This window comes from Pacificoceanicola onchidii, assembly GCF_004804335.1.
GTDB lineage: Bacteria > Pseudomonadota > Alphaproteobacteria > Rhodobacterales > Rhodobacteraceae > Pacificoceanicola > Pacificoceanicola onchidii.
The window spans coordinates 153,204-172,337 of the sequence record NZ_SRXY01000008.1 but is presented as its reverse complement, the minus strand read 5'-3'; the positions used below and the strand labels follow the sequence as shown (position 1 = coordinate 172,337).

Annotated in this window: 16 protein-coding genes; 14 read left to right on the top strand and 2 right to left on the bottom strand. The window is 56.7% G+C overall.

Going from position 1 to position 19,134, the window contains the following annotated elements:
* Window positions 1-105: 105 nt before the first annotated feature.
* Window positions 106-930, top strand: coding sequence for an NAD-dependent epimerase/dehydratase family protein (locus tag E4662_RS19660; RefSeq protein WP_276606317.1), 825 nt, complete (start codon window positions 106-108; stop codon window positions 928-930).
* The gene (locus E4662_RS19655; protein WP_136443332.1) at window positions 927-1,538 is read left to right on the top strand and encodes a sugar transferase; all 612 of its coding nucleotides are present in this window, start codon (window positions 927-929) and stop codon (window positions 1,536-1,538) included. The genes E4662_RS19660 and E4662_RS19655 overlap by 4 nt, the downstream gene beginning before the upstream one ends.
* 14 nt (window positions 1,539-1,552) lie before the next feature.
* Here the strand turns inward: E4662_RS19655 and E4662_RS19650 are convergent, their stop codons facing one another.
* Window positions 1,553-2,224 carry a YjbF family lipoprotein gene (locus tag E4662_RS19650; protein WP_136443331.1) on the bottom strand — a complete coding sequence of 224 codons (672 nt, stop codon included), beginning with the start codon at window positions 2,222-2,224 and terminating at the stop codon, window positions 1,553-1,555.
* On the bottom strand, window positions 2,221-4,383 hold the full coding sequence (locus tag E4662_RS19645) for a YjbH domain-containing protein (RefSeq protein ID WP_136443330.1): 2,163 nt from the start codon (window positions 4,381-4,383) through the stop codon (window positions 2,221-2,223). The genes E4662_RS19650 and E4662_RS19645 overlap by 4 nt, the downstream gene beginning before the upstream one ends.
* Before the next feature lie 251 nt (window positions 4,384-4,634).
* Here E4662_RS19645 and E4662_RS19640 point away from each other — a divergent pair, with 251 nt between their 5' ends.
* From E4662_RS19640 to E4662_RS19585, 12 genes are all read left to right on the top strand, one after another.
* Window positions 4,635-5,483 carry a flagellar motor protein MotB gene (locus E4662_RS19640; protein WP_136443329.1) on the top strand — a complete coding sequence of 283 codons (849 nt, stop codon included), beginning with the start codon at window positions 4,635-4,637 and terminating at the stop codon, window positions 5,481-5,483.
* A gap of 113 nt (window positions 5,484-5,596) precedes the next feature.
* Window positions 5,597-6,898, top strand: coding sequence for a flagellar hook protein FlgE (locus tag E4662_RS19635; protein ID WP_136443328.1), 1,302 nt, complete (start codon window positions 5,597-5,599; stop codon window positions 6,896-6,898).
* 34 nt (window positions 6,899-6,932) lie between these two features.
* Window positions 6,933-8,381, top strand: coding sequence for a flagellar hook-associated protein FlgK (gene flgK, locus E4662_RS19630; protein WP_136443327.1), 1,449 nt, complete (start codon window positions 6,933-6,935; stop codon window positions 8,379-8,381).
* Between the two features lie 10 nt (window positions 8,382-8,391).
* Window positions 8,392-9,390 carry a flagellin gene (locus tag E4662_RS19625; RefSeq protein ID WP_136443326.1) on the top strand — a complete coding sequence of 333 codons (999 nt, stop codon included), beginning with the start codon at window positions 8,392-8,394 and terminating at the stop codon, window positions 9,388-9,390.
* Between the two features lie 32 nt (window positions 9,391-9,422).
* Window positions 9,423-10,499: a flagellar basal body P-ring protein FlgI gene (locus tag E4662_RS19620; RefSeq protein ID WP_240705267.1), complete on the top strand. Its 1,077-nt coding sequence runs from the start codon at window positions 9,423-9,425 to the stop codon at window positions 10,497-10,499.
* A gap of 78 nt (window positions 10,500-10,577) precedes the next feature.
* Entirely contained in the window at window positions 10,578-11,447 is an 870-nt protein-coding gene (gene motA, locus E4662_RS19615) for a flagellar motor stator protein MotA (protein WP_136443324.1), read from the top strand.
* A complete protein-coding gene (locus tag E4662_RS19610) occupies window positions 11,444-13,699 on the top strand; it encodes a hypothetical protein (protein ID WP_136443323.1) in 2,256 nt (751 codons plus the stop codon). The genes motA and E4662_RS19610 overlap by 4 nt, the downstream gene beginning before the upstream one ends.
* Window positions 13,700-13,932: 233 nt before the next feature.
* Entirely contained in the window at window positions 13,933-15,957 is a 2,025-nt protein-coding gene (flhA, locus tag E4662_RS19605) for a flagellar biosynthesis protein FlhA (protein WP_240705258.1), read from the top strand.
* A complete protein-coding gene (locus E4662_RS19600; RefSeq protein ID WP_136443322.1) occupies window positions 15,954-16,724 on the top strand; it encodes a flagellar biosynthetic protein FliR in 771 nt (256 codons plus the stop codon). The genes flhA and E4662_RS19600 overlap by 4 nt, the downstream gene beginning before the upstream one ends.
* 4 nt (window positions 16,725-16,728) lie before the next feature.
* Window positions 16,729-17,817, top strand: a complete 1,089-nt coding sequence (locus tag E4662_RS19595; RefSeq protein WP_136443321.1) for an EscU/YscU/HrcU family type III secretion system export apparatus switch protein — start codon at window positions 16,729-16,731, stop codon at window positions 17,815-17,817.
* Complete coding sequence (locus E4662_RS19590) at window positions 17,814-18,242, top strand: hypothetical protein (protein WP_136443320.1); 429 nt, start codon at window positions 17,814-17,816, stop codon at window positions 18,240-18,242. Before E4662_RS19595 ends, E4662_RS19590 begins: the two co-directional genes overlap by 4 nt.
* Before the next feature lie 57 nt (window positions 18,243-18,299).
* On the top strand, window positions 18,300-19,055 hold the full coding sequence (locus tag E4662_RS19585) for a metallophosphoesterase (RefSeq protein WP_136443319.1): 756 nt from the start codon (window positions 18,300-18,302) through the stop codon (window positions 19,053-19,055).
* Window positions 19,056-19,134: the final 79 nt, after the last annotated feature.

Here is a 19,134-nt window from a genome sequence, read left to right as displayed (position 1 = left end):
AACATATTGTATCAAAACTTGTTACCGTTGATAGATAGTCCCGGTCCAGATTGGAAGAAGAATGACAAGCGCCGGGAGAGCGGGCAATTGACCAAACGCGTTTTGATGCTGGGGGCGAGCGGGAAGCTGGGGCGGATGTTGCGCGCAGTCTGGCGACACATCCCGCAGCAAGATTATGAAATCATTCCTGTTTTTCGCACCCTTACGGACTTTCCCGGAGCGGTCACCTGGCAGCCCGGAGAAGATGCGGCAGTTTTGCCACGGATTGATTCAATTATAAGTGTGTGGGGGGTGACGCGAGGGGATGATGAGGCGCTCTCGACGAACGCGCGGCTAGCTGTCGCGGCGATGGATTTGGCGACGGAATTGGGAGCAGAACGCGTGCTGCATGCGTCCACCCAAGCGATCTACAAACCCAAGACGACACCGATAAACGAAGACAGCGCCCTGCAACCGGCAAACGCCTATGGCCTTTCGAAACTCTTGGCAGAGCGGGCCGTGACCCAATGGCGGGAAACACATCCTCATGGGCCGCGCGCGGTCCAGTTGCGCATCGGTAATGTTGCGGGGGCAGAAAGCCTTTTTGCCAATCTTTCTCCAGAGGGCACTGTAACCTTGGATCAATTTGCCGATGGGTCTGGCCCGTCGCGCAGCTACATCGCACCGCAGGATCTGGCCACCTGCATTACCGGCCTTCTGCAATCGGATTTTGAAGGCCCGATCAATGTCGCGGCCCCTCAGACCACATCCATGGAAGCCATCGCACGCGCTGCCGGGGCCGATGTACGATGGAAACCCGCGCCGCCGCAAGCGATGCAGAGGATGGCGCTTGATACCACGCGGCTTGATGGCTTATGCGCGCTCTCTGAGCAGGCAGCTGATCCTGTGCACCTAGTTGAAGGCGCGCAGGCCACGGGAGAATGGCCATGACACCGTTTCGACGTTTGATCGACATCCTGAGCGCCTTTGTGCTGGGCGCCGTGTTGATGCCCGTCATCATCTGGGTGTCGCTGCTTCTATTGATCAAGGAAGGGCGGCCGCTGCTGTACAAAGCTGAGCGCATGAAGACACCGGATCAGGCCTTCCTGCTTTGGAAGTTTCGCACGATGAAGCCGGACGCAGGGGATCGCGGTGTGTCTGGCGGTGACAAATCCAGCCGGATTACCGCAACAGGTGCCATGCTCCGGCGCAAACGGCTTGATGAACTGCCGCAGCTCTGGAACCTCTTGCGTGGTGATGTGAGCCTTGTTGGCCCGCGCCCGCCCCTGCGTCGTTACGTTGAGATGTACCCGGAAATCTACCGCGAGGTTCTGAGATCACGGCCGGGAATTACCGGCCTTGCTTCCGTGGTGTTTCACAAGCGCGAAGAGGTGCTTCTGGAACAATGCCAAACGGCGGAAGATACCGAAGCGGTCTATTGCCGCCGCTGCATTCCGACAAAAGCGCGGATCGACAAGCTATATGAGCCGAAACGCAACATCTGCACGGATTTCCGCGTGATGTTCGCCACCGTTTTCAAGAGCGTCGACCCGCACTAGGCGGGCCGCAGTTTTCAGCGACGCAGCGCCTGCGTCCCGATGAACCCGATGGTAAAGCCAACCCACTGACGCCCGGCCAGAATCGTGCCGCGTTTGTCGACCACATAGGTGTTGTCGAACTGCCCACCTTCACCCCGGCAAGTGGCTGTCATCACGGTCCCGCCGCTGTTGATCTCGCCCGCCTTGATCGCCTGGGTGCCGCCGGGAACGACGGAGCACTGGAAGCTCAGTGTCTTTGTTTCATCACCCGGTGTCAGAAAATGCATCTGGTAGCCGGCATTGCCAGCCTGACGCGATTGCACGGCACGCAGAAGCGCGTCTTCCTCGCTGCTCATCAGATCGCCGCCCAAGCCTCTTGTCGCGGTGATCATGCCGCTGCGCAAAACGAGGCTTTGCCGCGCTGCGGTGCCGTAAGTGGAGTAGGGACCGTTCTGCTCGATGCCGATCATCAATGCCTGGCTGTTGCGGGCTTCGATGTTGACGAACTCCACAGGCGATGGTGTCGCAGCGAGGACCTGTGCGGTTTGATCTGCAGTTACAACGCCGCCTGCATTGGAGTCGGTCTTCGCGCCGCCAACAACGCCTTTGAGGTAGTCCACAGCCGGGTTGGGTTCAGACCCACAGGCGGCCAGCGCGAGGCTTGCAATCAGGGCAAGGCCGAAACGGCGTTTCAGAATAGCGCTCATCGCCAGAACCTCCCCCAGGAGCGTGCCACATCCGGTTCGTGGTATTCCCGGACTTGATCGTACAGGCGTCCACGGACGGACAGTTTTGCGCCGCCGTCGCGGGACAGCGATTGCACCGTGATATTGTCGGTTCTGCGGGTTGCCGTTCCCAGAAGCGTGGCAAACGGCACGGTAAACCGTATGCCCTTGTCAAAGGACCCTTCGCCAAAATCCTCCGCCGAGACGTTGGTTTTTGTCGCGTAGGCACCGATGCGCCAGCCGTTGGCAAATTCCTTGTCGATGGCGACAGTCGCGCCGTAGTCGCCAGCAAGGTAACGACCCACATCAACCTGCCCGTGGAAGCCGTTTCCGAAGGCATAATAGGCAGAGATATGGCCGTTCAGGTTGGGAATCTCGCGGCGCGCGCCGGTGACCGGGTCAACCGTGACCATGTCCTGAAGCCCAAAGCCCATGTCGAAATCACGGCGCTGGACGTAGTTCAGCTCGGCCCCGATTGCGAGCCTGCTGTTCACCGGCTTCCAAAGGATCTCGCCGGAGACACCGGCGTACATCGGTTCGAGATAGCCGAAAGTCAGGCGCGAGTAGAGGTTTTTGCCGGGGCGGCCATGCAGCGCAACGGTCAGATACTCAATCGCATTGTCTGCCTGCTTGTAGAGCGGCGCGTCGGTCCGCACACGTGGCAACGCGCTTTCGCTTTGACGAATGGCGCCGTTGCCGTTCTCGAAGAGTTTCGTGGTGACAGAGCCGGACACGGTGATGTTCGGCGCGACTTCCCAATCGGCCGTGGCCCTCAGACCGCCGCGCACTGCAACGGGATTGTTGGGATCAAACAGCGTGGCCGCGAGGTAAGGCCCAAGCGACCAGTTGAATTTCGGGTAGATGCCGGGATCGGCTTTGGGCAGGCGGCCATAGGCGTCCGAGATTGCCGTGCGGGCCAGCATGGCGTCGGCATTGTCGTGTTCCAGCCGTTCAAGATCCGAGCGCCGCATGGTAACGGCGGACATGGCCATGCCGTTGACCACAGGAATGACAACGAATTCTTCGACGGAGGTTGGCATCGTGCGGCTCATCGCCCGCGCGGTGCGACCGATGGCCTGGCTGGGTGCGCCATACGTCGGGTTTACAAGCCGAACCGTGGCACGCCGCGCTTCAAGATGCAGGCCTTCGACGGTCAGGCCGTCTTTCTGGGTCAGTGCGCGCAGCTCGCTCTTTGCCGAAGCGGCGACGGCGTCATTCCCGACCCAACCCAAATCGTTTGCGGACCCCGCGGGGCGGACACGCACCGGATAAGACGCAGGTTCATTGCCGCCGGGAATGCCGAAAGTCTTGGGGTTCAGCACGATGCTGAACTGCGCTCCGACCTCATTGCCATTCACATGGTAGAGCGAAAGCTGTGAACCGCTCTTCCAGCGATAGTCCACACCAAAGTTCCACGGGCTGTCCTTGGACATCTGCCCAAGCCGGGTTTCTTCGGTGTAGTTGTCCGAGGAATACTCGAGCGAGAAGTTCCATTTGCTGTTCGGGGCGTAGGTGATCCCGGCAAAACCGGCGACAGGGCCACGGAACCAGCGATCATAGGTTGGCACACCGCCGGTTGCGAGCACCACGTTGGGCCGGCTGCCGGTGGTGCCGAAACTGTTGTAGCTGCCAAGACGGCCCCAACCCAAACCGCCGGTAATCTTGACCCCGGGGGCCACGGATTTTGTCGCGACGATGTATTCGCCGCCCAGGATGCCGGTGCCGACAAAGTCCTGCAGGCCAATGACAACCGAGGGCAGGTAGTCGGATTCCTTGATCAGCTGATAACGCAGATCGAAAGAGCGGTCATAATAGACGCCATCCGCATTGCTTGCCGGATGGTTGAAGTTTTCGATGCCTGTATAGCGGAACGATCCAGACAGGCGCGGCGTGATCTGAAAGGTGATCGTCGTCCGCGTGCTGTCGCCGATCTTGGCCATGGTCGCCGAGAGAGTCCCGTCCGGATCAACCTCTGCCGTGGGCATGTCAATCAGACCCGGAACACCAAAGGAGTTGCGGCTCGGTACAAAGGGCGTTTCCTGACCGTAGGCACTGAAAGCGGAAACAGCTGTCGCGATGCCAGCAGCGGCCCCCGGCACCCAAAACTTGAGCCGAGATCTCGCCGATCTACTCTTCGGCATGGCTTTCCCCCTTCGACTGTCATGCGACTTTCTTGTTGCTAGTCATTTTGCCCGGCGCTGTCCATTCATCACCCGCCATAGTTGGGGGTTTGTGTGATTATCGGCACGCCGCCGCCACTTGTGCATGCTCTGGGGTCCTGTCCCTGGCATCTTCCAAGTCTCCCGGCGCATTAACGCGACATTTTTATTTGTTAAGTCGCTGGTAAAACTCCTCACGCTATACCGGCTCCGGTGGGAAAAGAGGTGGTGAGATGAGTGGCGACAATCAGGTCGCACCAATCATTATCAAACGAAAGAAAGTCTCCGGTGGTGATGGACACCACGGTGGCGCGTGGAAGGTGGCTTACGCTGACTTCGTGACCGCGATGATGGCTTTCTTTTTGCTGATGTGGTTGCTGAATGCGACAACAGAAAAACAGCGCAAAGGTATTGCGGATTACTTTACGCCAACAATTGCCCTCGCCCGCGTGTCCGGCGGCGGTGATGGTCCTTTGGGCGGCGAGTCCGTGTTTGCAGAGAACGTCCTTCCGCGCATGGGTACGGGCTCAACAAGCTTGCGTCCGACTGCGGACAATCGGGAGAAGGGCAGCTTCTCTCAAGGCGAAGATGTTGAGAAAGCCGCCGAAGACGAGGTTTTCGAACAGGCCGAAGACATGCTTATGGGACGCGGCGGCGAAAGCATGGTTGCGGATGAGCTGATGAAGCACATCTACACCGAAGTGACGGATGAAGGCCTCGTTATCGAGCTCTTCGGGACACGCAATGCCCGGCTGTTCGATGAGAAGGGTGAACCGACACGGTTGCTGCGTGAATTGTCTCAGGTGATTGTCCAGGCCTCGAAGATGGTGACCAATCCGATTGCCATTGAAGGGCACACAGCGGCTTATCCACTCGTTATCGCAGAGAATCCGAAATGGGACGTTTCCGGGGATCGGGCCGATCAGTTCCGCGATATGATGTTTCGCGCAGGGCTGCCCGAAGATCGCGTGGATCGCGTGACAGCCCATGCCGACCGCGAGCCAAAAGTCAGCAATCGCATGGATGTTCGTAACGACCGTCTGGAAATCGTTTTCCTGAGGAATGCGTCGAACAAGGAGTGATTGGGAAAAATGTGCGGGAAGAAAAGCTTGATTTTTAACTGTTAGCCACCCGGTAACCTAACGCCTCTATCTGTTGTCTCGGATTTGAACCGCGACAGCAGAAAGGCGTGTCCATGACAATTTCCTCTTCCCTCAATGCCGGTGTCTCTGGTCTGACGGCCAACGCAGCCCGGCTTGGTACGATTTCCGACAACATCGCCAACAGCTCGACCTATGGCTACCGCCGGGCGGAAACGGAATTCAATGCTCTGGTCATGCCGAACGGCGGGCGCACCTATACAGCGGGCGGCGTGGCCTCGTCCAATATCCGACTGATCGACCAGAAGGGTTCTCTGGTCTCAACAGACAACGCGACCGACCTTGCGGTTCGTGGCGGCGGGATGCTTCCCGTTGTTTCTGCGTCGAAATTTGATGCGACGTCGGATCCGGAATTGCTGCTGACGACCACCGGGTCTTTCCGGCTGGACGAAAACGGCTACCTGGCCAATGAGGCAGGGTACTACCTGATGGGTTGGCCAGCGAACCCCGATGGCACCGTGCCGTCATATCCCCGCGATACAACGGACGGGCTGGAGCCTGTTCAGTTCAGCCTGACGCTGACAGCAGATCCGACCACGGCTGTGCAAATGTCATTGAACCTACCTGCTTCCGATACGGTCGAAGGGTCCTCTGGCGATCCGTATAACCTGTCCGTGGAGTATTTTGATAACCTTGGCGTGTCTCAGTCAATTTCCATGACCTTCACCCCGACCGTTCCCGCAGCGGGCGGTGGTCAATCGAACGAATGGACCATGGTCATGACGGATTCGGCGCAGGCTGGGGCCGTAATTGGTGAATATGTCGTCGAGTTCGATCCGTCCCGCGATGACGGCGGTCAGATTCTGAACGTCACAACTGTAACGGGCGGGGCGTACGATCCCGTGAGTGGCCTCGCGATTGTTGATGTCGCTGGCGGACCTATCGAGTTTGACATTGGTGCCATTGGCGACATCAGCGGTCTGTCACAACTGTCCGACAGATTTTCCCCGATCTCCATCGTAAAGGATGGGTCTGAAGTCGGTAATATGGTGTCTGTCGAAGTGGATGCAAACGGCTATGTTACGGCCCTCTATGACACCGGCGCGAGCCAGACTCTCTACCAGGTTCCACTGGCGTATCTTCCGAATCCGAATGGGATGATTCCAACGGACAACCAGACTTTCAAACCGTCCCCTGCCAGCGGGCCATACTTCCTTTGGGACGCAGGCGATGGCCCGACGGGTGACATCCGAAGCTATGCCCGTGAAGAATCGACAACTGACGTCGCGCAGGAGCTGACGTCGATGATCAAGACGCAGCGCGCCTATTCTTCGAACGCCAAAGTCATCCAGACCGTCGATGAGATGCTCCAGGAAACCACGAACATCAAACGATAACGGTTTGAAAATCGAACCCCAAGGAGACTGAGTCATGTCGCTTTCCGGAACACTCATGAACGCATTCAGTGGTTTGCGTGCCACGTCGCGCGGTGCGGCCATCGTTTCGACCAATATCGCAAACGCAACCACCGAAAGCTACGGACGCCGCTCTTTGGCTCTCTCCTCGGATTCGATCGGATCGATTGGCGGCGTCCGCGTGGACGGCGTTGTGCGCCACACGGACGCCGCCCTTATTTCAGATCGGCGCGTGTCTGATTCCAGTCTTGGATGGGCGAACGATCTATTGTCGTTTGCCAACAGACTGGAGGAGGGTGTCGGCGAAACCGGGACACCGGGCGCGCTGACGGATTTGGTTACGGTATTCGAAAACACTTTGTTGACCGGCGCCGCCAATCCGGCTTCGACACAAAGGTTGGAGAGCATCGCAACCGCCGCCAATGATCTTGCAGGCAAGCTGAACCAGCTTTCGAACCTGGTTCAGGAAGAAAGGGTCAACGCCGACTCCGCCATCGCGGCTCAGGTGCGGACTCTGAATGAAACCATGGCGAGTCTTGAGGAACTCAACAATGACCTCGTCAAGGCAGGAACCACCGGAGCGGACATCTCTCCGATGCTGGATGAGCGCGCACGATTGCTGGACTCCGTGTCGGACATCGTCCCTCTGAGGATTGTTCCTCGGGAAAACAATACGATAGCTGTCTATACGCAGGGTGGAGCTGTTTTGCTCGATGGCAAACCCTTTGAAATCGGGTTTTCCGAATCAAACACCATCAGCCCATACATGACGCTTGCAGCGGGAGATCTGAGTGGGCTGACATTGGATGGAATCCCGGTCAGTTCGCGCAACGGCGGCCAACTCGCCGGCGGGACACTCGGGGCGGCCTTTGAGCTGCGCGATGATATTGCCGTTCAACGGCAAGCGCAGCTGGACGGAATCGCCCGCGATCTGATCGAGCGTTTTGAACCCGGCGGACCCGACACAACGCTGGCTGTAGGGGATCCTGGCCTGTTTACGGATGAAGGTCTGGCTTTTGATCCGACTGAGGAAGTCGGCATCGCCCAGCGCATCGAATTGAATGACCTGGTTGCCCCGGGTGGCGGCGGAACATGGCGTCTGCGAGACGGTTTGGGTGCGCTCACACAAGGTGAGGTTGGCGACGCTACGCTCTTGACGGCCATAACTGCAGCACTGGAGGAAAAAGTCCTCCCGTCGTCCGCGACTCTGGACCCGGTTTCATCAAGCTTCATGAACCAAGTTGCAAACTTTGCGTCCGACGTTGTCGGCGAACGGGTCCGCGCGGAGAACCGTCACATTTTTGCCCTGTCCCAGAACACGGGCCTGAAAGAAGTCGAATTGTCGAAAGGCGTCGATACAGATTTCGAACTGCAGAACCTCATGGAAATCGAGCAGCTTTACGCCGCCAATGCCAAGGTCATGCAAACCGTGGACGAGCTGCTTGCGCGGCTGATGAACATCTAAGGAGGAAAAGATGGATTCTGTCGGTAATCTGGCCCGCTCACTTGTGCTTCGGACAAATCAAGTGCGGTTGCGTGAGGAAATGGACAAACTGGCCGTGGAGGTTTCAACGGGTCTCGTGAAAGATGCCGGAAAATACCTCAATGGTGACCTGAGCAACCTGCTTTCCATTGACCGTACGCTCAGCAAGCTGGATGCATTTGCGGTGAATGTGACCGAGGCGACGTACATAACAAGTACGATCCAAACCACGCTTGGCGAAATGCAATCCCGCACGCAAACGCTCTCCCAAACGTTGATTGCCGCCGAGTTGACTCCATCGGGCGAGCTATTGGCGACCATGTCCGACGATGGGATGAGCGCGATGGGTCAGATGTTGAGCGCTCTCAATCGTTCTGTCGCCGGGCGCTCGTTGTTTGCGGGAACGGCGACCGACCGAGCAGCGGTTGCCACGGTCGAAGACATGATGTCCGAATTGTCGACCGCCCTGGTGGGTCAGACGGATTTTGCCGGAATCGAGGCGGAACTCGATGCCTTTTTTGACACCGGTGGAGCATATGAGACAACGATCTATCAAGGGTCAGATACGGGCCTCAGTCCAATTCGTTTGAGCGAAAACGAAACGGCAAGCGTCGACATCCGTGCAACGGATGCGACCTTTCGCGAACTTCTGAAGCCTTTGGCCATGGCGGCAGTGGCATCCAACGCCAGTTTGACGTTGGACGACAACGTAAAGGTCGAACTTCTGACACAAGCTGGCCGGGATTTGCTGGCGGCGCAGTCGCCCATCGTTGAACTTCGGGCGGGTCTAGGCGCACTCGAGGCGCGCATCGAAGAGACCAAAACGCGAAATTCCGCGGAGCGAACCGCAGCCAGTAGCGCCAAATTGGAGTTGATTGGCGCGGAGCCCTATGAAACCGCGTCGCGATACGAGGTCATTCGAGGCCAGCTCGAAAGCCTCTACGCCATTACGGCCCGCTCGCAGAGACTGTCCCTAGCGGAGTTTCTTTGATGCGACTGCGTAAATTTCTCACCGTTTTTTTCATGATTTTTCTCGGCGCGAGCATCGCTCAGGCACAGTCGGTTCGGATCAAGGATCTTGTCGAGGTGGACGGTGTTCGATCGAACGACCTGGTCGGCTATGGACTGGTTGTCGGTCTAAATGGAACCGGGGATGGCCTGAGGAATGCGCCTTTCACCGAGGAGATCATGTCAAACATTCTTGAACGTCTCGGGGTGAATGTGACTGGCGAGCAGTTCAGGCCCAAGAACGTTGCAGCCGTGATTGTCACCGCTCGCTTGCCCGCGTTTGCGCGCACGGGGAACCAGATAGACGTTACAGTGTCTGCGATTGGTGACGCCAGCAGCTTGCTTGGTGGAACGTTGATCATGACGCCTTTGAATGCAGCTGATGGTCAGATTTACGCTGTCGCCCAGGGAACCGTAATCGCTGGAGGTGTTGCGGCAGAAGGGGAGGCAGCAGCGGTCATTCAGGGGGTGCCCACGGCCGGCGTTATCCCTTCCGGAGCCCGTGTGGAACGCGAGGTCGAGTTCGATTTTACTCAGCTTTCTACTCTGCGGCTGGCCTTGCGGGAACCAGATTTTACGACGGCGGCGCGGATCGAAGAAGTCATCAATCGCCGCGTCGGTCGCCGCGCGGCCACGATGCTGGACGCGGGAACGGTTTCGGTGAATCTGCAAAAAACGGGCGCAGTTTCACCCGCGCGCGCAGTTGTTGCGCTTGAGAACCTCTCGGTTGAACCGGAGCGTAAAGCGCGGGTCGTGGTAGATCAGCGGTCTGGCACGATTGTCATGGGCGCGGATGTTCGGATTTCCCGTGTTGCCGTGTCTCAGGGCAACCTAACCCTACGCATTCAGGAAGCTCCACTTGTCGTGCAGCCAAACCCTTTTGCTGAAGGTGAAACCGTCGTGATCCCGCGGACGGCGGCTGGGATCGAAGAGGAGCCGGGTATTGGGCTTGCGGAAGTGCCCTCCGGCACATCTCTGTCCGAAGTCATAGCTGGACTAAATGCTCTTGGGGTCAGCCCCAGGGACATGATCGACATCCTAAAGAGCATCAAGGCCGCTGGGGCTTTGCACGCCGAATTCCTGGTGATGTAGCAGATTTTTTGGAGCCGGTGAGAGGTTCTTAACGGCTCGGTGTCATGCTGGGATCACGGAGTCTTTCGGGAGTAAAAAATGCTAAGTATCGTCGGTATCGCCGTGATCTTTGTCATGGTATTCGGTGGCTACATGCTCGCAGGCGGTAAGCTCGGTATCATTCTCAAGGCCTTGCCTTTCGAGTTTATGATGATCGGGGGTGCTGCGGCGGGCGCATTCCTCATCAGTAATGACGGTGGCGCTGTAAAGCACACGCTGAAAGACGTTGGCAAGGTTTTCAAGGGTGCCAAATGGAAGCCAGATGACTACCGCGATTTGCTTTGTCTTCTTTTCGAGTTGATCAGGCTGGCCCGGAGTAGTCCGGTCGCGATCGAAGAACACATCGAATCTCCGGCGGAATCGACGATTTTCCAAAAGTACCCGCGAATTCTAGCGGACAAATACGCGATCGAACTGATTTGTGATACCATGCGTTCCGTCTCGATGAACTATGACGACCCTCATCAAGTCGAAGAAGTGTTGGACAAGCGCATTGAAGGTATGCAGCATCACGCACTGCACTCCAGCCACGCTATCCAGGCCTTGGCGGATGCTTTGCCAGCCTTGGGAATCGTCGCGGCGGTCCTCGGTGTGATCAAGACCATGGCGTCGATCGACCAACCCCCTGAAGTTCTGGGCAAGATGATTGGGGGTGCCCTAGTCGGAACTTTCCTTGGAGTTTTTCTAGCTTATGGACTTGCCGCCCCCTTCGCCTCGAAAGTTAAGGGTGTTGTTGAAGAGGACATGCACTTCTATCAGCTAATCCGCGAAGTTCTGATCGCTAACCTGCACAACCACGCAACAAATATCTGTATTGAGGTTGGTCGGCAAAACGCTCCGTCACATTTCCGTCCAAGCTTTATCGATCTGGAAGAAGCGTTGAAGTCCGTGAAACAGGAAGCTGCATGATACGGTTTGCTCTGTCTTTACTCGTGATTCTTCTACCGACGTTTCCCCATGCGCAAACTGTTGTCGCAAGAAGTGGGGAGCACGGCGATTTCACCAGATTGGTTTTTTCTGTACCTACGGAAGTAGGCTATGACGTGGTGGAAGCGGAAGATGGTAGAACGGTTCGCGTAGAGTTGCAAAAATCAGGCTTAGAATTCGAGCTGGATCAGATTTTTGATAGGATAAATAAAAATAGGATTCAGTCGGTGGAACAAGTGCCAGGCGAATCCGTTGTTGAAATCACATTGAACTGTTCCTGCGACCATAGCTCATTCACTTTGCGTGAATCCATGATTGTTCTGGATTTTAGCGATTCATCTACAACGGAAGATTCGGTAATGGCCGTGGATGTAGCGGAAAAGCCGCGCTTGCCCGAATCCGTTGAAAATGTGCGTGAGTTGGCATTGGAGCTTTCGGATATTCGGATTGGCGGGACTCCGAGCATAGGACCTGTTGTGAGACGAGAACCGCTCATCCCCACCGTGAACATTTTGCGGCCAGGGCGTTTGAATGATTTTGAAGGATTTTCGGACCAGTCCGAAAATGCCTCGGCATTTGATTTGAGCCGAGATATCGCTAGCAGTTTGGCTAGGGCAACAACCGAAGGTTTACTTGATCCGACTGTACCAGAAGTGACAAACCGTGATCGAGACTCGTGGCCAAATAATGACGAAAAAACTTTGGGCAATGTTCGCTCATCGCAGAGCTACGCAGTGAGTCAATTGATGGAAGTAGAGACTTTTCCATTTGAAAATGGGACGATATCGATTGGAGCCAATCATTGTACGCCCAACAACGGACTCAATATCTCCGAATGGTCTTCGGCAAACTCTGTTCTGGATGTTATGGCCGATGGCAGGCGTGCTTTGTTCGGCGAGTTTGACGACGTGAACTCTAAGTCAGCGCAAGCATACGTTCAAAGTTTGCTACACTTTGGATTTGGTGCGGAGGCTCGCGCGGCTTTGCAGGCCGTTTCAGATAATCCCGACCCAATCCTGTGGTCTATGAGTTACCTGCTTGATGGGGAAGTGGACCCTACGGGATGGTTTGCGATGCAGGCAAATTGTGATGGTTATGCTGCTTTTTGGGCCGCTCTTAGTGGCGCGGTAAAAGAGGGAAGCACTCACTACAACGCGCCTGCGATCATTGGTGGAATGGAAAATCTTCCTCAGCATCTTCGAGGATATTTGGGTCAACATCTGGCGACGAAGTTATCTGCGGCAGGTAAGTCCGATATTGCTAAAGACGTTCTGCGTCGTCTGGAGCGGTTGCATGGTGGCCCGACAGACCGTTTGAAATTGGGCGTCGCCGCCATTGAGGCAATGGACGGAAATTTCGAAGAAGCTGAAATACATCTGAGCTCGATTACTGCGCTTCCTGAGGAAGATGCTCCGCATGCAATTACTACTAGTGTTGAAATTGCCCACGCAAAACAAGAGCCCGTTTCGCGAGAAGTCTCGGAGTTAACAGCGGCCTATGCGTCGGAACTCCGCGATAGCCCATTGGGCCCAGATCTTTGGAAGGCCCAGTTGAGGACTCTATTGCTCGACAAGAATTACGATGAGAGTTTCCGCATTTTGAGCGACGGCAGCGGCGTTCCTGATCGAGTAATGAGCGAAATGCATACGGCGGTAATGCGTGCGGTTGTCGAGAACGCCGCGGACATTCCGTTTCTCAAATACTTGATGGGCGGAAAGCTGAAAGACGCACGCGCTCGTCCCGAAGAAATCAACCTGAAAATAGTTCGTCGTTTGGTTTCAACCGGTTTGTCGGATGTTGCTTTGGACATGATGCAATCTATGAAAACCGAAAGCGATGGGCGGGAGCTCAGGGTTTTGCGTGCCAGCGCGCTCCTAGATTTAGGGAAGCCAGAACAAGCGGAAATACACCTCGTTGGATTAAGGGGTGACGTGGTTGACACCCTGCGAGCTGAGGCAAGGCAAAGGATGGGGGATCACAACTATGCTCGGGAGTTGTATGAAATTTTAGGCGATGACACGTCAGCGTTGAAAAATGCTTGGCTGTCTTCTGACTGGGCGCGCGTCGCAGAAAACGATGATACAGCCTTGGCTCGTGCCGCGCGCCTAATAGAAGTTGAGCGAGCTGCGCCTGAATTTCCAAGCCTCGAGTACGTAGAGGGATTGACAAGCGGTGTCGCGGAAAGCCGTGCAACGCTAAGAGCGCTTCTTGCGGAAACCAGCATCGACCCATAGCAAGGAAATCGATCTGAAACTCAATTTTAATCAATTTTCATAAGAGTATGCCATAAACCCAGAAGGCCTCCAAAATAACCCACCCCTTTTCCAAAAAAGGTCGCGGGAGAGCGGGAAGGTAGGGTTTCGAACTCGTAAGTTCGAGACTCTCAAACCTCAAGAATTGAGTGAACTATATGAATCTTAGTCTCGCATCTTTCCGAAAACCTACGATTCTACTTGCTTTGGCCTTGATGGCAATCATCGTCATGATGATACTACCAATGCCGTCATGGGTTCTCGATATCGGGCTGGCCGCTTCATTTGGCCTCGCGATTCTGATTTTTACTGTAACACTGTTTATTGAGCGCCCTTTGGATTTCTCGGCCTTTCCGACAATTCTACTCACATCCTTGATGTTGCGCCTGTCTTTGAACGTCAGTTCAACAAAACTCATCATCGGAAATGGCCATTCCGGAACCGGCGCTGCCGGTGAGGTTATTGAAGGATTCGCAAGCTTCGTAATGAGTGGAAGCGTCTTCCTTGGCCTGGTCGTATTCGGCGTTCTCATGATCGTAAACTTCGCTGTTATAACGAAGGGCGCGGCTCGCATGGCAGAGGTGTCCGCGCGTTTCGCTTTGGATGGCATGCCAGGGAAGCAGCTTGCCATCGATGCTGATATGGCGGCAGGCGCGATCGATCACGCGGAAGCCAAAGCGCGTCGAGATCGCGAGCAGCAGGAAACCACGTTTTTCGGATCGCTTGATGGTGCATCCAAATTTGTAAAAGGCGATGCCGTCGCCGGGTTGTTGATCACCGGCCTCAACTTGATCATGGGCATCGCTATGGGGGTTTTTGTCCACGGCATGGCCTTCTCCAACGCCGTTGAAACCTACGCCATACTGACTGTCGGAGACGGTCTCGTTACCCAGATCCCGGCCGTGATCATTTCTATCGCCGCGGGCTTGCTTCTCGCGCGCGGGGGGACAACCGGTGCGACTGATCTTGCGATTTTGGGTCAACTTGGTCGTCATCCGTCCGCATTGGCGACAGTCGCAGTGCTCATGGGGTTGTTTGCATTGGTTCCTGGCTTGCCCTTTGTGCCTTTCATGGCAGGAGCGATTGTTTTGGGAGTGTCGTCGTGGTGGCTGGCCAAACGACCTGAGCCCGAAGACGAAGCGGCCGAGAGCGATGAAGAGGAGAGTGTTCCGCAGGAGCAGAGAATGGGAGACGTTCTGGACCTCGACGACATACACGTGGAGTTCTCTCCGGATCTGGTGAACATGGTACTGGATCCCGGTACCGGACTGGACGCCCGCATCGCCAACATGCGGACTCACGTCGCGTCGCACTACGGTCTGATTTTGCCGGAAATGCGTCTGACGGATGCGCCTGAACTGCGCGCGGGAACCTATGTCGTGAAGATTCACGGTGTCGAAATGGCAAGGGGAGAGCTCAACCCCGATTTCGTGCTTGCCTTGATGCCGGAGGATCATGCGGCGTTGCCATCTGGTCAGGATGTAACCGAACCGGTCTATGGTGCGCCGGCACGCTGGATCCGACCCGAAGACCAAGAACGGGCCGCGATTACCGGAGCGACGATTGTCACGCCGACGGAAGTTCTGGCGACTCACCTGCTTGAAGTGATCCGGCGCAATTTCGGGAGGCTCCTGACGTTGAAAGCACTCCGTCGGCTGATTGATGAAATGACTTCTTTGAGCAATGTTGCGCGTGCGGAAGCGAACCGGAAACTGATCGACGAGTTGATCCCGGACAAGGTTCAGATCGATACGCTGCATCATGTGCTCAGGCTGCTTCTTGATGAACAGGTATCGATCCGTAACCTGCCGCTGATTCTTGAAGCCATTGCCGAGATGCGTGGCCAGCAAAACCAACCGGAAGAAATCTGCGAGCACGTACGCAAACGCTTGGGTTTCCAACTGGTTGCGGGATTGCGGCGCGACGATGGTACGATCCCGCTGATTCAACTGGCGCCGGAGTGGGAGGACACATTCATGTCCTACCAGATCGAAGGCGGTCAGGGCTCGTTGGACGTCGCGCTTCCACCGGATCGGTTCGAGGCCTTGACCGATGGGTTGGCGGAGCAAATTAACGATGCTGGCAACAAAGGCGTCATGCCAGCCGTTGTCACAACCTCCCGGCGCAGGCGGTTCTTGCGAACGGTCATGGCGGCTAAGGGGATGACCAACCCCGTCATGTCGTTTGAAGAAATCGGATTGGAAGCGCGGCCAGCGTTGATTGGTGTGGTTGCGGCATGATCGCCGGTCTCGAAGATGTTGTCGGGCTAACAGCCGCTGGTTTCTGGGGCGGCCTTATCGTCTTTCTGCGCGTGGCGGCTGCCATGTTTGTTTTGCCTGGCCTCGGAGAGCAGCTGCTCTCGGTTCGTGTTCGCCTGATCTTGTCGCTTGCCCTGACGGCGATTGTGGCTCCGTCAGTTCTGAACACGATTGACCTGCCTGCGCCCAGCTTCGGTAACTTCGTCGGTGCCCTGATGACCGAAACGCTGTCCGGCCTTTTCCTTGGTCTCATGCTGCGCCTGTTCATTTTCGCGATTCAGATTGCGGGCTCCATCGCTGCGCAATCCACGTCGCTGGCGCAGATCCTCGGCTCGCAAGGTCTCGACCCCTTGCCTGCCATTGGTCATGTTCTCACGATTGCAGCGCTTGCCCTGCTGATGGCAACGGGATTTCACGTCAAGGCGGCGGCCTTTCTGGTTTTGTCCTACGAGATTCTGGCGCCGCTTCAGTTCCCGGATCCGGCCGCGATTGCGGATGCCGGGAGACAAAGGATCGGGCAAACCTTTGCGCTCGGGTTTAGCCTGGCCGCGCCCTTTGTCATCCTTTCGGTGCTCTATAACCTGACGCTTGGCGTCATCAACAAGGCTATGCCGCAGTTGATGGTCGCTTTCGTTGGATCCCCGGTGATCACGTTTGGCTCCATCGCCATGCTGTTCCTTTGTGCGCCCATCATCCTGACTGTCTGGCTGGAAACGGTCGAAGCCTTCCTGGCAAATCCGTTGAGGTGATCGGATGGCAGAGGAAGAAGGCGCGGAAAAGAGTCACGAACCCTCCCCAAAGAAACTGGAGGATGCCCGAAAGAAGGGTGAAATCGCGCGTGCGCCGGACCTTTCGACAGCAATGTCCTACCTTGGCCTGTTACTCTGCGGGCTCACGCTTGGAGCGCCCGTATTGCAGGAGTTCGCCACCGCGCTTTTGCCGCTGATCGAGCAGCCGGACCGCCTCGAAGCCTTGTTCTTCCGCGATGGTGCAACCGAGGTGGCCGGTGAAGTGATGACCGCCACACTGGTCCCTGCCTTGCCGATATTTCTCGTGCCCGGAGGGATGGTCCTGCTCACGCTGCTCGCCTCGAAAGGCATCCTGTTTACGCCGTCGAAACTGACCCCGAAGGGCCAGCGGTTGAACCCGATATCCAACGCCCAGAACAAGTACGGGCGGCGTGGATTGTTCGAGTTTTTCAAGAGCTTCGTCAAGCTTTTCGTCTACTCGGTCTGCCTCGGCATGTTCCTGAATGGCAAGCTCGAAGTGATCGTCGGCAGCATCTATGCTGGTGCCGCGGAAAGCACGGTCATGATGATGAGCCTCATGATGGACTTCCTGGTTCTGGTGGTCCTGATCGCCATGGTCATCGGCGGGATTGATTTCTTCTGGCAGCGGGCGGAGCACCTGCGCAAGAACCGCATGACCCACAAGGAAGTCCGCGACGAGTTCAAGGAATCCGAGGGCGATCCGCATTTTAAACAGGCGCGCCGCAGCCGCGCACAAGAGCTTGCCATGCGCCAGATGATGGGTGACGTGCCCGAGGCCGATGTGGTGATCGTCAACCCGACGCATTATGCCGTTGCGCTGAAATGGAGCCGCCAGCCAGGTGCTGCGCCAGAGTGTGTCGCCAAGGGTGTGGATGAAATCGCGGCCAAGATCCGCGCTCTGGCCGAAGAGAATGACGTCCCGATCCATTCGGATCCGCCCACGGCGCGCGCGCTTTTCGCGACCACGAATGTTGGTGACGAAATTGCCACGGAGCATTACCGCCCCGTCGCGGCGGCGATCCGATTTGCCGATGCCATGCGGGCGAAAGCGCGCCGGAAAGGTTGGAAATGAGCGGTCAATTCGACGATATCATCCGGGTGAGCGACATCCTTCAGGAGCGCGCGCTGGAAAAACACCGCAAGAACATGGCGGAAACCAAACGGTTGAACGACGAGCTTGCGCAGATTGATGATTTGCGAAAGGCGGTTCAGCAGGACGGCGCGTCCTTGAACGCGCGTCAAATGTCCGGGGCCGACACCCTTTGGCAGACCTGGCTTGTGACCCGCCGTGCTACGATTCTGCAGGAAATGGCCATGGCACGCGCGTTGGAAGGCGAGAGCCTTGTCCAGGCACGCCGCGCGCAATCGCGCTTCGAAGCGGCGCAGGAGATGGCACGGGAAGAGCACAAGAAGTCGCTCGAAAGACGTCAGCTGGCGCAGACCGAAGACCTCGAAGCTCTTGGCCGCCTGCGCAATGCGCTGGGCCGGGCGTTCTAGCGCTTCCGCGTCCTTCGGCCACTTGGCCTTCTGCAAGAAAGCGCCTAGGTCACGTACATGCGCCTGTTTCGAAAAAATCAGTCTAGCCAGACAGAATTCGCCGCCCCGATTGCGCCGGAGGCGCCGTTTTATGCGGTGGGCGATCTGCATGGCTGTGACGCGTTGTTTGAACGGCTCTTGATTCAGCTTGAAAAAGACGCCCATCCCAGCGCCCGGTTCATCTGCGTCGGCGACTACGTGGATCGGGGGGATGACAGTGCGCGTCTTTTGCAAAGGTTGCACCTGCTGGAGAAATCCGCGGGTGGCATGATGGTTTGCCTGATGGGCAATCACGAACGCATGTTGCTCGATTTCCTGGATGATCCGCCCGCGCGGGGCTTTCGCTGGCAGCGCAATGGCGGGCTGCAGACATTGGCCAGCTATGGTCTGCGCGGCGTGCCCGAAACCGGCAGCGAAACGGAATGGGTAACCTTGAGCCAGAAATTGCGGGCCAAGATGGGGGAGGACCTTGTGGATTGGCTCCGAGACCTGCCGCTTCATTGGCAGTCAGGCAACGTTGCGGTGACCCACGCGGGCGCTGATCCTGAACTTCCGATCAAGGCGCAGGGCGAAAAGGAGCTGCTTTGGGGGCGGTCCGGGTTCTTCAACAAGGTGAGATCGGATGGGACTTGGGTGGCCTACGGTCACATCATCACCCGCAAGCCAAAAGCAGAGCAGGGACGCATTCCTTTGGATACGGGCGCTTATGCGACCGGCCAGTTGACTGCGGCCCTGATCGAGCCGGGTTCGGTTCGATACATCATGACGAGCTGAATAATTCGTTACACGAAAAATAGAACAGATAGATTTTTGTAACGTTTTTCTTGCGCCGAATCGTCTGTCGCGTTATTTC

Excerpts from the sequence above, each read along its gene's own strand:
- E4662_RS19595 (WP_136443321.1), top strand. The coding sequence starts at position 16,729 with ATGGCAGAGGAAGAAGGCGCGGAAAAGAGTCACGAACCCTCCCCAAAG.
- E4662_RS19650 (WP_136443331.1), bottom strand. The coding sequence starts at position 2,224 with ATGAGCGCTATTCTGAAACGCCGTTTCGGCCTTGCCCTGATTGCAAGC.
- E4662_RS19620 (WP_240705267.1), top strand. The coding sequence starts at position 9,423 with ATGATTTTTCTCGGCGCGAGCATCGCTCAGGCACAGTCGGTTCGGATC.
- E4662_RS19585 (WP_136443319.1), top strand. The coding sequence starts at position 18,300 with ATGCGCCTGTTTCGAAAAAATCAGTCTAGCCAGACAGAATTCGCCGCC.
- E4662_RS19635 (WP_136443328.1), top strand. The coding sequence starts at position 5,597 with ATGACAATTTCCTCTTCCCTCAATGCCGGTGTCTCTGGTCTGACGGCC.
- E4662_RS19590 (WP_136443320.1), top strand. The coding sequence starts at position 17,814 with ATGAGCGGTCAATTCGACGATATCATCCGGGTGAGCGACATCCTTCAG.
- E4662_RS19625 (WP_136443326.1), top strand. The coding sequence starts at position 8,392 with ATGGATTCTGTCGGTAATCTGGCCCGCTCACTTGTGCTTCGGACAAAT.
- flgK (WP_136443327.1), top strand. The coding sequence starts at position 6,933 with ATGTCGCTTTCCGGAACACTCATGAACGCATTCAGTGGTTTGCGTGCC.
- E4662_RS19640 (WP_136443329.1), top strand. The coding sequence starts at position 4,635 with ATGAGTGGCGACAATCAGGTCGCACCAATCATTATCAAACGAAAGAAA.
- E4662_RS19655 (WP_136443332.1), top strand. The coding sequence starts at position 927 with ATGACACCGTTTCGACGTTTGATCGACATCCTGAGCGCCTTTGTGCTG.
- E4662_RS19610 (WP_136443323.1), top strand. The coding sequence starts at position 11,444 with ATGATACGGTTTGCTCTGTCTTTACTCGTGATTCTTCTACCGACGTTT.
- motA (WP_136443324.1), top strand. The coding sequence starts at position 10,578 with ATGCTAAGTATCGTCGGTATCGCCGTGATCTTTGTCATGGTATTCGGT.
- E4662_RS19645 (WP_136443330.1), bottom strand. The coding sequence starts at position 4,383 with ATGCCGAAGAGTAGATCGGCGAGATCTCGGCTCAAGTTTTGGGTGCCG.
- E4662_RS19660 (WP_276606317.1), top strand. The coding sequence starts at position 106 with ATGCTGGGGGCGAGCGGGAAGCTGGGGCGGATGTTGCGCGCAGTCTGG.
- flhA (WP_240705258.1), top strand. The coding sequence starts at position 13,933 with ATGGCAATCATCGTCATGATGATACTACCAATGCCGTCATGGGTTCTC.
- E4662_RS19600 (WP_136443322.1), top strand. The coding sequence starts at position 15,954 with ATGATCGCCGGTCTCGAAGATGTTGTCGGGCTAACAGCCGCTGGTTTC.